Genomic DNA, 12,651 nt, shown 5'->3' with positions numbered 1-12,651 from the left:
GGTAAGCATCATCATGAAGGAGGAATAAATATGTTCTATAATAATCAACCGCCTTATCCAAGGCAACCATTTTACCCTCAACAACAAGAACAAAGATACACAGAACAATACGAAGAACAAGAGTTACAACAGCGAGAACAACAATATGACGAAAACCCATATGCAACAACGCAAAATCAAGAAACTGAATTTCCACAAAATCCATATGAAACACGTCCAAATTATGAATATCCTCAAAATCCATATGCGGTACCACAAAACCAAGAACAACAATATCAGCAAAATCCATATGCAGCACCACAAAACCAAGAACAACCATATCAACAAAATCCATATGCAGCACCACAAAACCCATACACAACTCAACCACAACAACCGCAATACCAACAACAAATGTATCAACCAAACTACGACGCACGTGTCTCACCACCTAAACCACCAACAATAGATCCAACGCAGCCACAAATTTTACCCCCTGGACCAACATTAGACATTACACAACCACAAATCTTACCACCTGGACCAATTACTGAACCAACACAACAACAAATTCAACAAGTTGTCGGTACACAGTTTTTACCTTTCAAGAAACCCGTACTAGATTTCGTAAAACCATGGGTAGATTACGGTTTAAATGAAGCAAAACATACATCACACGAACACGCATTAACAGAAGTTGCTGCGATTATGTTTTTAGTTGGTAAAGGCTTCAATCCGACGATTGCTCATTATATCGTAGAATCTTGGGAAAAGAATGAGCAGTTTTAAGGGTGTTTATTTTTAAAACATCAAAAATGCCAAATCCCTTATATCACAAAGGATTTGGCATTTTTAAGTATCTAGAACACTCGCTAAGTTTAAGGAGAACTTAACAGACATGCGTCCGGCATAATGCCATGTCCACACCCAAGGATCGGTTACATAAAATAACGTATCTAACATCGGAAGTCTATTGGTCTTTTCCCCTTATAGTAACACTCTCTTCTACTAAGACCTTTTCTTTCTAGGGCCTACAATTAATTTAATCGCTGTTCTTTCTTCATTATTGATAGAAATCTCTTGAAACGCTGGAACAAAAGCTAAGTCAATACCACTTGGAGCGACGAACCCTCTCGCAATCGCAATTGCTTTAATCGCTTGATTTATAGCTCCAGCCCCAATCGCTTGAATTTCCACATTACCACTTGTTCTTAGTACACCCGCTATTGCACCCGCGACTGAATTTGGGCTTGATTTTGAAGATACCTTTAATATATTTTCCATGTAAGTTGCTCCTTCTATTATTTAATCTCTCTTTCGTTACAATTTTAAATATTTTAGCGTATCTTTAATTACTATTCACACCAAAAACAAACGATGCTTCATATGTACATTTATTCTATATTTTCTGACTTCTTCCTGCCCAGCTACACAAATAAAATAAAAAAATAAACTAAATAATCTAATATACATACGATTAAATATCATAACTTCACCAAACGATAACATCCATACAGCAAAAGATAATATTGCTGTTTGTCAGACGAAATTAATATAGTAAAATGAAACTTTACTCAGTGGGGGTTTTGTTCATCCCCCAACTAACTTCTTTGCTTTCACTGAATTTTGAGGTGGGGTCTTACCGCTCGGAAAATAGCGGGATAAACGTTTCCTCGTTACTTTAATCCATTTAGAAATCCCATTCATTTTTCTATCAAATTATGAACCTTATCATCTTCAAAAAGTGTTACAGGTAATACCCCAATACTATATTTCATCATTTGAGCACTTTATATTCCAAATCTATCTCCTTTTATAGTACAAGCATACACGCCAATTGTGATTCATTTTCATAAACTATTATGTGTTTTACATTTATTAAGAATAGGAGGTAATATATTGGGTTCATACTATCATTCTTCAAACTCGTATAAAAAATGCTCATGTAAATCTTCTTCCAGTTCAAATAAAAAATGTTCATGTGACCATTCACATAAACGAAGCTGTCCTGCATACGGAACTTTTTGGCAAACTGAATTTATAACTGTTCCTTTTGGCAACCCTTTTCCATTTAATCACGTTGGACCTTTAGCAGGAGGCGTTTCCTTACTAAACTCTACTACTATACAATTTAGACAAGCTGGTGATTATAGAGTTTCGTTCATTTCCAGTATTAATACTACTTTAAATCCTGTATTTCCACATATCCCAGTCATAACTATATTTTTAAATAACAATCCACTTGCTAATAGTCAAGGTGACTTCGCTATTCAAATGAATACTTCATCAAATAACGAATGTCTTCAACTCGTTGGCGAAACGATTGTTACAGTGCCAGCTAATTCAACTCTTCAACTTAGAAATAATAGTGGCTTTAATCGTCAAAGTATTGTAACTTGTGACAATGGTATAAATTCAGTTGAATTAACAGTTACAAAACTAAGTTAATATTATTTCTTCACATTCAGATGCTATTTCAGCATCTTTTTTTATTGAATAACAGTTTTCTTCGACTTTTATTATCTCTCATCACGCAAAAAAAGTGCAGAATTCTTTCTAACACAAGATTTCTGCACTTTTATATTATGCTTATTTATTCTTTCTTATTTCTCTACATAAACCGACTTAACAATCGTACGATTATATGGTTTTCCTTCTTTATTCATCCCTTTTATATCCATCGTAACGTTATATACTCCCGGTTGTTTTATATCTTTCAAAGCACCTGTAAATGTATTCGTATTAACATTTTGTAATTCATTAAATTCAGAGACTAACTTACCTTCTTTATTAACGACTCTTACTGTTATGGAAAGATCCCCTTTCATTTCAGGTGCCACTGGTGATTTTTTCAGTTTATACTCAGGTTTATTTACTTTAACCTTTGTAGGCATTTGAAGAACAAATGGCGCGTCATTCTTGTAATCGCTTACAACTAAATATGCATCTTTCGACTGCTTCGCCATCATTTTGATTTTCCATTCGCCTACTTCCAATTTATCAAACTTGAATGTTCTAATTGTCGCCCCATTAAAGAAAGATTCGCCTTCACCAGTAGTTATAGCACTATCTTTGTTTGCATAGATTTTTCCTTTTGGAGATACCATTTGTACTTCTACATCAGAAGAAGCAGTTAGTACAGAAACTATTCCTTCAGCCTTTTTATCAACAGAAATACTTTGCTCTATCCACTGATTTTGTGGTAATTCGCCTCCTAAAATATTTTGATTTGAAGTTGTATTTAATTGTTCTAGATTTTCATTTGAACTAGTGCTGGATGCTACTAAAGCTGGTAACCCCACATTTGTCGTACGTAAATATGGTTCAATTCGTGCAAAAACAGCTGATCCTTTTCTTATATTGTCATGATCAAATCTTGAATCTGTAAATAAATGTGTACCGTACGATAGCTTCGCACTCCATTCATTTACTAGTCCATCATTTGAACCGTACGACGATAAATATAACCCGCCCATAGATAATGCAGAAAATGTTGGCCCCCAGCTAGTCCCAGTAGCCGTATAGTAACGGTTTAATTTAGCTGCTGGGTTGTTATCTATTGTTGAACGAAACTTTGCCATTTCACCTATTTGTAACGAATACGTACCATCATCTTTTTGACCTAATATAGAAGCAAGCCACCCTGCCCACCAACTATATGATAAATCTGCCAAATTTGAGCCGTGATGCGGTGTAGCAAGTGTAATAACATTTCCAACAAATCGATTCGCACCATATTCAACTAATGCAGCTTGTGTATCAATACCACCTTTACTATGTGCTACAATATTAACTTTTTTACCGAAATGATTATATATTTCTTCAAGTTTTTGTGCTAACAATTTTCCGTTATCCCACTGACTAGCCGAACCTTTCCCAGCAGCATCATATAATTGTATAAACACTGTTTGATAGCCTGCTTTCAAAGCATAATCATACATATCATTTATATCATGATATACTGTCTTTCCATACCAACTATCTGCATTACCATTTCTTCCTTGTACAAAGAGAATTGGTGGTTTATTCTCATCATAATTAGCAGGTTTTTGGCCTAAAAACCATTCTCCAGGTGTGAATACTTCTGTATCAGGAAACCCCTTTCCAAGCTCTTTTACAACTTCTGCCTGTACATTTGTGCTAATCGTTGGAGCCATGATAAAAAATACAATTAGTAAGACCACAAATCTTCTCATCAGTCGCATATTACTCCCCCTATTTTTTTGAAAGAAGGTGTTCTTTATAATATTTTATATTTTCCCTTCCTTAATAATAGCTAATCTTTTATTTTAAAAAGATGTTAGCCCTATTTTTAGAAGGTTACTAGTTGTATACCCTCTTCCTTAACTCTCGTTATTCTCTTTGTTTCTACCTCTTCCTTTTGATAGAATACGACAAAAAAGTTTCTCAATAATTGTTAACTTCGCTACATCCAGATATTTTTTAAATTATTATTGTTTATATAAAGCATACAAATCTTGAAAAAATTTTAGTGAAAAAACATTTTATTACTAGTTAGTTATTTAAAAATATAATAAAGATATGTACTTTCTTTTCATTAAATACAAACTAATTTCAAAGGAGCTTATATTATAAGACTTTCCTACGATTAAAATTTAAACTGAAATTTCCGAATAGATAGTTATATTTCCAGAAACATATATTATGATAATTTTCGTGCACTTGAATTAACTTTTTAGAAGTACTAACCTATCGGTGAGCAGAAGAAAATTCTGTAAAAAGAAAGGAGAATACTTTATGATGACCAAATTACAAAAAGAGTTTTTTAAACGCTTAAAAATTCCTGCAAAAGAAATAACATTTGATGATTTAGATGAAATTCTCTTAAAAATGGGAATGATTCTCCCCTATGAAAATCTTGATATTATGGCTGGTACTATTAAAAATATCTCAAAAGATAACTTAATAGAAAAGTTACTTATTCAAAAACGAGGTGGACTTTGTTATGAATTAAACTCCTTATTGTATTATTTCTTAATTGATTGTGGGTTTCAAGTATACAAAGTAGCCGGTACTGTTTATGATCTGTACGATAATAAATGGAAACCCGATGATGGTCATGTCATTATCATATTAAGTCATGAGGATAAAGATTATGTTGTGGATGCAGGTTTTGCATCTCATCTCCCTTTACATCCAGTACCTTTTAACGGAGAAGCCATCTCCTCTCAAACAGGAGAATATCGAATTCGTAAGCGAAATACTCGAAAAGGTACGCATATTTTAGAAATGAGAAAAGGAGCTAACGGAGAATCTACAAGTTTCTTACAATCTGAACCTTCAAACGAATGGAAAATAGGCTATGCTTTCACTGTAGATCCAATAGATGAGAAAAAAGTGAATAATATTCAAAAAGTGATTGTAGAGCATAAAGAATCTCCTTTTAATAAAGGAGCTATCACTTGTAAATTAACTACTTATGGTCACATATCATTAACAAATAAAAATTATACAGAAACCTTTAAAGGCACCAAAAATAAACAACCAATAGAATCTAAAGATTATGCTCGCATTCTTCGTGACTCTTTTGGAATAACGCAAGAGAAATATGTAGGAAAAACACTAGAAAGAGGCTAGTTGACTACAAGTATTTCATAATAAAGCAGATTCTATATTTAGAATCTGCTTTATTTTATATTTTGTTATAAATTAATTTAATTTTGTTGTTACCCTTTAATTTTCAATTATATACTCATCATCATATTTATCGTATTGTAGCCCTTCCCCTATCTTTGACTCCGTAACTTGATCTCTTAAAAACGGTGCAGCATCCATTTTGCTAGTTGCAATTTCAATTCCATATTTTTTCGTTAAATGAGCTAACTCTATTAAAAACCACTCTCTTCGCAATGTAACTGGAATATCCAATGTTTTTCTTTTCATATATAATAGCACCTCTTTTATTTTCATAACTTAAAAACATCACTGGATGCACTTATTAAGACTACCTTTCACCGCTAACATCCAATGAAACATTATAGTATATGCATGTCCATTTCAAACGTGCTATCACAAATATGATATTTAAGTTTACATAATTACATTATGTAATAGTAGAAAAGAAAGGCATGTCCCTTCCTCTTCTACTATAGAGATTTAAATTAAGAACATCTTGGTACACCTAAAGCTAAAAATAAACCTGCTACTCCCGCAGTAATCGGTACTTTTAACGTAATAACATCGTCTACCTTCGTTACTAAAAAGTAAGCATTACCTTCTTGTAATATACAAGTTACCAACAATTGAAATTCCATTCAAATCTCCTCCTTTCAATCGATATACTATAATTTATGAAATCTCTTTCAAAAAGTAATAGGAAATATATCTATTTTTCCTTATATACAAAATAAATGTTTGTAGGTCTAGTAAAAATATTAATTTTCTAAATTTATATAATACGTGTAATATCCAATAAGTTCCTATATAATCAATAAAGAAAATCTTACAAATGGAGGTATGAAAATGGAGGTTTTGAGTAATATTGGTGCAGCTTTATTTTTTATTGCTTTTATTCTTTTAATCTTATGTATCATTTCATTCTTTAAGAAAAATGGAAAAGCAAAACAATATGGTCGTCCTACCGTTATTCTTTTTATGATTTCAATTATATTAATAGTGACCGGTACAACAACATCTGAACACCCGGTCATCGAATTTTTTGCTATTTTAAGTTTCATTCTATTTATATTCTTCCTTGTACTTGCAATATTATCTGTTATTAAGAAGACAGGTGTAGCGAAAAAACAATTTATTATTACAGCCGTATTATTTGTCATTTTTGTTGCGCTATCAGGTATTTCAGCTCCTTCTTCTGAAAAAACGACAGCAACTAGTACAAAAGTGGCATCAAACAATGAAGAACAAAAAGATAGTGAACAGAAAAAAGAGCTAGAAAAGAAAGAGGCGGACGAAAAAACTCAAAAGCAAGAAGATGAGAAGCGTCAAGCCGAGGAACAAGCTCGTAAACAAGAAGATGAAAAACGTCAAGCCGAGGAACAAGCTCGTAAGCAAGAAGATGAAAAACGTCAGGCTGAGGAACAAGCTCGTAAACAACAAGAAGAACAGAAACGTCTAGCTGAGGAACAGGCTCGTAAGCAACAAGAAGAACAAAAACGACAAGCTGATGAACAAGCTCGTAAACAACAAGAAGAACAAAAACGTCAGGCTGACGAACAGGCTCGTAAACAACAAGAAGAGCAAAAAGCACAACAAACTCAAACACAACCCGCTTCAGGAAATACTAGTAGTGCATACTACAAAAATTGTGCTGCAGTTAGAGCAGCTGGGAAAGCCCCTTTACATAAAGGGCAACCAGGTTATAGCTCTCATCTTGATCGTGATGGTGATGGAATTGCATGTGAAAAATAGCAATAAAAAAAGAAGCTTCTACTAAGCTTCTTTTTTATTATCTTAAAGTATTTCGACTAATTATTCTTCACTTTTTAGAATCGTACAAGCAATTAGACAAGAAGCTGCGAAGAAAACAATTGTGTTGGAAACTGATAAGCTAATGAATTTTACGATAACCGCAACATTATGGACATATAAAAACAAGTTGATTGAGAGAAACTAGTTTAATAAAGTTTCTATATGGGATATTCATTCAACCAACTTAGCGCTTGTTCATAATCATCAAAAAACTTCACAGATTCTTTTATATTGGCTTGCTGTAAATAATTCATTATCTCCCCCTCTTCAAGGAGAAACGCAATTGCCTTACTGTGATTCAAAATAGTTTCATTGAAGAACTTATCTTTCCATGCTTTTTGAACAGAAAATGATTTGGCGCGTATCCTTTTCTATCCACCAACAATTTGTATTTCCGTCCCTCGGAAATGAATTGCTGACAAACTTGCTCAAAACCATTAAACCATTCATACACATCATCTGTTCTTATCTTTCCAATTAAATGGGTAATAATTAAATCTCCTGAAACTGTTGTGCTGATATTCTGTTTATTCAATTTGGAATCATCTCCCTTAGTTACAATTATGCGTAAAAATCTCATAAAGTAAAACTTTAATCAGTGGGGGTTTTACTAGCTAGGAATAAAACTACAAATCATTATTTACTGTATTGCCCTTAGTTACGGAAACAATTATACTAGATGTAATCGAAATAAATAATCTGAATATTCTCAGAATTTAAGGTAGAAGTTTTACTAGCTACAAATAGAATTAGAAATATGTCCACTAAATAGATTAGAAAACGATAATAACATTAGGAGGATTACGATGCCCCAGCTTGATTCATTACATCCCACTGTAGAAAAAATAATCAATAATATTGAAAAAATAATGGTCGGAAAACGAAAAGAAACGATCTTAGCTTTGACAGCTCTCTTAGCTGACGGTCATGTGCTATTAGAAGATGTTCCTGGTGTCGGGAAAACAATGCTAGTACGTGCTCTTTCTAAATCCATTGATGCTGATTATAAGCGAATTCAATTTACACCTGATTTATTGCCGTCAGATGTAACAGGAGTTTCTATTTATAATCCGAAAGAGCTCCAATTTGAGTTCAAGCCTGGACCAATTATGGGGAATTTTGTACTTGCTGATGAAATTAATCGTACATCTCCAAAGACACAATCTGCTTTACTTGAATGTATGGAAGAAGGCAATATTACAATAGATGGCATTACAAGACCTTTACCAAAACCGTTCTTTGTCATGGCTACACAAAATCCGGTCGAATATGAAGGAACATATTCTCTACCAGAAGCTCAGCTCGATCGTTTCTTATTGAAACTAAAAATGGGATATCCTACACCAGAGGAAGAATTTGAAATTTTAAACCGGATGGAAAAAACAAATCCACTCTCTCAATTACAGACCATTACTACAATAGAAGAATTAATTTATTTACAACAAAGCGTACGGGTAGTAAGTATGGACAAAGCAATTAAGCATTACATTGTAAAGCTTGTTAATCAGACTCGTACGTACAGTTCTATACAGTTAGGTGCAAGTCCACGTGGCTCGATTGCTTTAATGAAAGCTTCACAAGCTTATGCATTTATCCATGGCAGGAATTATGTTATTCCAGACGATGTTAAATTTTTAGCTCCTTACGTTTTAGCACATAGACTCATTTTAAAAATGGAAGCAAAATTTGAAGGAATAACAGGAGAACAAGTTATCGGAAAAATCGTTGCACGAACTACCGTGCCTACTCAAAGGACGATGAACCCTTGATGAAACGAATGCTGCGAGCGCTATATCACGTTATGAAGTTATTGCTACTCCCTTTATGTCTAGTCTTAACATTTGTGTACGCTATGCTTCAAGGAGGGTTTGTCAGTTGGTTTTTGTTTTACAGCATAATTCCCATTGCTCTTTATTCGCTACTACTCCCCTTCTACGCTTTACGGGACGCTGAAGTAAGACGAATAACAAACCAAAATGGATATGTAGTAGGAGAACAATTTGTAAGCACGATTACAATAAAAAGAAAATTTCCTTTTCCCTTACTTTATTTAGTTATAGAAGATGAACTGCCACCACAATTTATAAGTTGTAAACAAACAAAGATGAATAAGGTAGTACTCTTCCCAGGATTGAAACGAAATATTTCGTTTCAATATGTTATTGACACAATCCCTAGAGGCGAGCACACTTTTTCAAGCGTTCGTGTCAAAACTGGCGATTTATTCGGCATGATGGAGAAAGAAGTAACTTTTTCAGTTCCAGATACATTTTTAGTCTATCCCCAATATGTAGATATAGCGTATCGACAATTGGAAAATCATTTCGAACAAGGAGCGCTTTCAGCAAATATAAATTCAGCAAAAGATTCTACAATCTCTGTCGGTGTCAGAGACTATAAACCTGGTGATCGCTTTTCATGGATTGATTGGAAAGCAACTGCACGAACAAACACTATTATGACAAAAGAGTTTGAACAACAGCGCAGCCATAATGTCATGATATTCATAGACAGAACCAAGTCCCCTCTATTCGAATCAGTCGTCACATTTACTGCCTCTATCGTAAGGGCTGTCTTGAAACAAAATTCACCAGCATCATTCGTGTCTATCGGAAAAGAACAAACTATTTTCCCTTTAGACAATGGAGATACGCAGTTACAACAAATCCTTTGTCATTTAGCAAAAGTGCAAGCAGACAGTGTATTCCCGCTCTCCCAGAATGTAGACATGGAACTAAGAAAAATTTATGAGCCCGTCACGGTTATACTCGTGACCAGTAATCTTTCTCCCGATATTCAAAAGGCGGCTGATTGTGCTGCTATAAGAAATAGAAAATGTATGGTTTTTGTCGTGAAAGAAAAAGCGAATCAACTTTCACACCGAGAAATCAGTATAATAGAAACTCTAAAAAAACGACAAATATTTGTAAACACGGTTTATGAAAACCGGTATACAAACGTGTTTTTTGAGGTGAGCAAATGATAACATTACAAACAAAATACAAGTGGGATACGAACAGATTCTTTATGCATGCATGTGTATTTCTTCTTTTACTAGAATGGCTAAGACCTCTTATAGGTATTACAAATGTAGGTAGATTAGATATTTTCGTAACATTTATAGGAATTTGCTTCGCTCTCTCTTTTTTTCAAACGAGGTGGCAGATTCCAATAAAAATTGTCACAGTCCTATTTATCATTCATTCCCTATATTATAAAAATGCTTTTATAAATCCATCTTGGCTAACAGCATTCTTTTCTGATATGTTTCGAAATTCCTCCCTGTTTTTCCAAGGGAATTTACTAGATATTTCTCCAGTTTTTCCGACGGTTTTATTTTTTCTCTCATTTTGGTTTTTGAGTTCTTTTACTTCATTTTGGATTATTCATAAAAAACGTGGGTTTCTATTTCTTGTATTGACTATTATTTATATCGCAACTTTTCATAACTTACATTTATACAATGCAAACTACGCTATTATTCGTACTGTTGTCATCAGCTTTTTTATGCTTAGTCTTCTTCAAGTAGAACGAATAAAAGAACGTGAACACTTACAAAATTATGCTAGGGAAATCTCAAAATTACTTAGACCACTTACAATATTTATTGTATTATTAGCAACCATCGCATACTTTGCTCCAAAATTTGGCTCTCAATGGCCAAACCCAATGGATTTTTTAAAATTCAACACATCTGAAGCAAGTAAAGAAAAAAAAGTTTCTACAATTGGGTATGGTTTAGATGACTCACGATTAGGTGGTCCTTTTAAGGCGGATCCTACAATTGTTTTCACAGCACGAACGCAAAACAAACAATATTGGAGAGTCGAAACGAAAGATTTTTATACCGGAAAAGGCTGGGAGGTTTCTGAAAATCCGAAAAAGGTTTCTTTTAAAAATAAAAACGACGTCGTAAGCTGGTACGAACAAAATACAAAAACAGAAACTACTGAGGCAACAATTACCATGCAAAAAAGTTACCCTCACCTTACCTATCCAGCAGGATTAGTAACAGTTGAAGCTTCTTCTGATGTATCATACAGTGTTGACCCGTTTTCAGAAAAAATTTATACAATGAATGGAGACTCTTCTACTACTTTACATTCGTATAAAGTAACATATGAGATCCCTGAGTTTTCCATAAAAAACTTGAAAGCTGTAAAAACAAATGAAGGTCAAGAAACAAATCCTTATTTTATGACAAAGTACACACAACTTCCCGAGTCATTACCACAGCGCGTAAAAGACTTGGCTATCAATCTTACAAATGATAAAGACAACCGATATGATAAAGTATTAGCTATTGAAAATTACTTCACAGACAACTCTTTTACATACGAATCAACGAATGTCTCATTCCCTGTCAAAAGCCAAGATTATGTAGATCAATTCCTTTTCGATACCAAAAGCGGCTACTGTAATAATTTTTCGACGTCTATGATTGTACTACTTCGTTCTGCCGGGATTCCAGCTCGCTGGGTGAAAGGCTATACAGAAGGAACTCTTGACAATACACTTGCCTCTGCAGAAGGTGAGGATGTTTATACAATCACGAACGATAACGCACACTCTTGGGTCGAAGTATATTTCCCAGAATACGGATGGATTCCATTCGAACCGACAAAAGGATTTACTAATCCCTATAATTTTATAAATAATACGCCTGCTCCTATTTCACAAAATAGCGAAGCAAATAATTCTAATAACGAGCAAATACAACAACGAAATAATGAAGCAAAACTTAAAAGTTTAATTGAAAATACAGAAGAAGCTTCTACTAAAAAGGTCACAAATTCTAAAACTAGTTTTTCTTGGTGGTATGTATTCCTCTCTACGGCACTAATTAGTATTATAGGATACATTCTCTTCACCACTAGAATGAAATGGATGACATTTCTTATTATTCATTTCTATAAATACCGAAAAGATGATGCTGTTTATCAAAAAGCTTACGGTGCACTTTTAAAACAATTTGCGAGAATTGGCATACCACGGGGTGAAAGTCAAACATTCCGAGAATACGCTCTCCATATCGATACACTTTACAACTCGGCCGATATGCAACAACTTACTGCCAGTTATGAGAACGCTATGTATCAACAGGGGCAGGCTACGGTAGAATGGAAGAAATCCGTACACTTATGGGAAGTGCTTATGAAAAAAGCAGCTTCTCCACCTAAATCAGATGGCTTTGATACAGTTATTTAATCTTGAAAATTTGAG

At 33.9% G+C, this 12,651-nt stretch carries 11 protein-coding genes and 1 pseudogene; 7 read left to right on the top strand and 5 right to left on the bottom strand.

The window, feature by feature from the left end; translation table 11 throughout:
- Positions 1-30: 30 nt before the first annotated feature.
- On the top strand, positions 31-768 hold the full coding sequence (locus ACW0JX_RS10425) for a hypothetical protein (RefSeq protein ID WP_459245652.1): 738 nt from the start codon (positions 31-33) through the stop codon (positions 766-768).
- Positions 769-987: 219 nt separating this feature from the next.
- On the opposite strand, the gene ACW0JX_RS10420 is transcribed toward ACW0JX_RS10425, so the two are convergent.
- Entirely contained in the window at positions 988-1,263 is a 276-nt protein-coding gene (locus ACW0JX_RS10420) for a stage V sporulation protein S (RefSeq protein WP_000427801.1), read from the bottom strand.
- A 615-nt stretch (positions 1,264-1,878) separates the two neighbouring features.
- On the opposite strand from ACW0JX_RS10420, the gene ACW0JX_RS10415 reads away from it, so the two are divergent.
- Positions 1,879-2,427: a hypothetical protein gene (locus tag ACW0JX_RS10415; RefSeq protein WP_053564648.1), complete on the top strand. Its 549-nt coding sequence runs from the start codon at positions 1,879-1,881 to the stop codon at positions 2,425-2,427.
- Positions 2,428-2,582: 155 nt separating this feature from the next.
- On the opposite strand, the gene ACW0JX_RS10410 is transcribed toward ACW0JX_RS10415, so the two are convergent.
- A complete protein-coding gene (locus ACW0JX_RS10410; protein WP_001238730.1) occupies positions 2,583-4,184 on the bottom strand; it encodes an esterase/lipase family protein in 1,602 nt (533 codons plus the stop codon).
- 553 nt (positions 4,185-4,737) lie between these two features.
- On the opposite strand from ACW0JX_RS10410, the gene ACW0JX_RS10405 reads away from it, so the two are divergent.
- Positions 4,738-5,577 (top strand): arylamine N-acetyltransferase family protein, encoded by an 840-nt coding sequence (locus ACW0JX_RS10405; RefSeq protein WP_053564650.1) that lies wholly within the window; start codon positions 4,738-4,740, stop codon positions 5,575-5,577.
- A 96-nt stretch (positions 5,578-5,673) separates the two neighbouring features.
- Here the strand turns inward: ACW0JX_RS10405 and ACW0JX_RS10400 are convergent, their stop codons facing one another.
- Together ACW0JX_RS10400 and exsG are read right to left on the bottom strand one after the other, a co-directional pair.
- On the bottom strand, positions 5,674-5,883 hold the full coding sequence (locus ACW0JX_RS10400; protein WP_000824206.1) for a hypothetical protein: 210 nt from the start codon (positions 5,881-5,883) through the stop codon (positions 5,674-5,676).
- A gap of 218 nt (positions 5,884-6,101) precedes the next feature.
- Positions 6,102-6,254: an exosporium protein ExsG gene (exsG, locus tag ACW0JX_RS10395; protein ID WP_000395679.1), complete on the bottom strand. Its 153-nt coding sequence runs from the start codon at positions 6,252-6,254 to the stop codon at positions 6,102-6,104.
- A 208-nt stretch (positions 6,255-6,462) separates the two neighbouring features.
- On the opposite strand from exsG, the gene ACW0JX_RS10390 reads away from it, so the two are divergent.
- Positions 6,463-7,368 carry an excalibur calcium-binding domain-containing protein gene (locus tag ACW0JX_RS10390; protein ID WP_144465441.1) on the top strand — a complete coding sequence of 302 codons (906 nt, stop codon included), beginning with the start codon at positions 6,463-6,465 and terminating at the stop codon, positions 7,366-7,368.
- 218 nt (positions 7,369-7,586) lie between these two features.
- On the opposite strand, the pseudogene ACW0JX_RS10385 reads toward ACW0JX_RS10390, so the two are convergent.
- A pseudogene (locus ACW0JX_RS10385) lies at positions 7,587-8,008 on the bottom strand (SpoIIAA family protein).
- Between the two features lie 226 nt (positions 8,009-8,234).
- Here ACW0JX_RS10385 and ACW0JX_RS10380 point away from each other — a divergent pair.
- Genes ACW0JX_RS10380 through ACW0JX_RS10370 form a run of 3 tightly spaced genes read left to right on the top strand, consistent with a single transcriptional unit; the run spans position 8,235 to position 12,636 of the window.
- Positions 8,235-9,197, top strand: a complete 963-nt coding sequence (locus tag ACW0JX_RS10380) for an AAA family ATPase (RefSeq protein WP_144465439.1) — start codon at positions 8,235-8,237, stop codon at positions 9,195-9,197.
- Positions 9,197-10,411 carry a DUF58 domain-containing protein gene (locus ACW0JX_RS10375; protein WP_144465438.1) on the top strand — a complete coding sequence of 405 codons (1,215 nt, stop codon included), beginning with the start codon at positions 9,197-9,199 and terminating at the stop codon, positions 10,409-10,411. The genes ACW0JX_RS10380 and ACW0JX_RS10375 overlap by 1 nt, the downstream gene beginning before the upstream one ends.
- Entirely contained in the window at positions 10,408-12,636 is a 2,229-nt protein-coding gene (locus tag ACW0JX_RS10370) for a transglutaminase TgpA family protein (protein WP_459245651.1), read from the top strand. The genes ACW0JX_RS10375 and ACW0JX_RS10370 overlap by 4 nt, the downstream gene beginning before the upstream one ends.
- Positions 12,637-12,651 lie beyond the last annotated feature (15 nt).

This window comes from Bacillus sp. C-3-6, assembly GCF_054509685.1.
This window is presented reverse-complemented; position numbering and strand designations above follow the sequence as displayed.

Coding starts and splice junctions, on each gene's coding strand:
- exsG (WP_000395679.1), bottom strand. CDS start 6,254: ATGGAATTTCAATTGTTGGTAACTTGTATATTACAAGAAGGTAATGCT.
- ACW0JX_RS10370 (WP_459245651.1), top strand. CDS start 10,408: ATGATAACATTACAAACAAAATACAAGTGGGATACGAACAGATTCTTT.
- ACW0JX_RS10420 (WP_000427801.1), bottom strand. CDS start 1,263: ATGGAAAATATATTAAAGGTATCTTCAAAATCAAGCCCAAATTCAGTC.
- ACW0JX_RS10390 (WP_144465441.1), top strand. CDS start 6,463: ATGGAGGTTTTGAGTAATATTGGTGCAGCTTTATTTTTTATTGCTTTT.
- ACW0JX_RS10425 (WP_459245652.1), top strand. CDS start 31: ATGTTCTATAATAATCAACCGCCTTATCCAAGGCAACCATTTTACCCT.
- ACW0JX_RS10410 (WP_001238730.1), bottom strand. CDS start 4,184: ATGCGACTGATGAGAAGATTTGTGGTCTTACTAATTGTATTTTTTATC.
- ACW0JX_RS10400 (WP_000824206.1), bottom strand. CDS start 5,883: ATGAAAAGAAAAACATTGGATATTCCAGTTACATTGCGAAGAGAGTGG.
- ACW0JX_RS10405 (WP_053564650.1), top strand. CDS start 4,738: ATGATGACCAAATTACAAAAAGAGTTTTTTAAACGCTTAAAAATTCCT.
- ACW0JX_RS10375 (WP_144465438.1), top strand. CDS start 9,197: ATGAAACGAATGCTGCGAGCGCTATATCACGTTATGAAGTTATTGCTA.
- ACW0JX_RS10380 (WP_144465439.1), top strand. CDS start 8,235: ATGCCCCAGCTTGATTCATTACATCCCACTGTAGAAAAAATAATCAAT.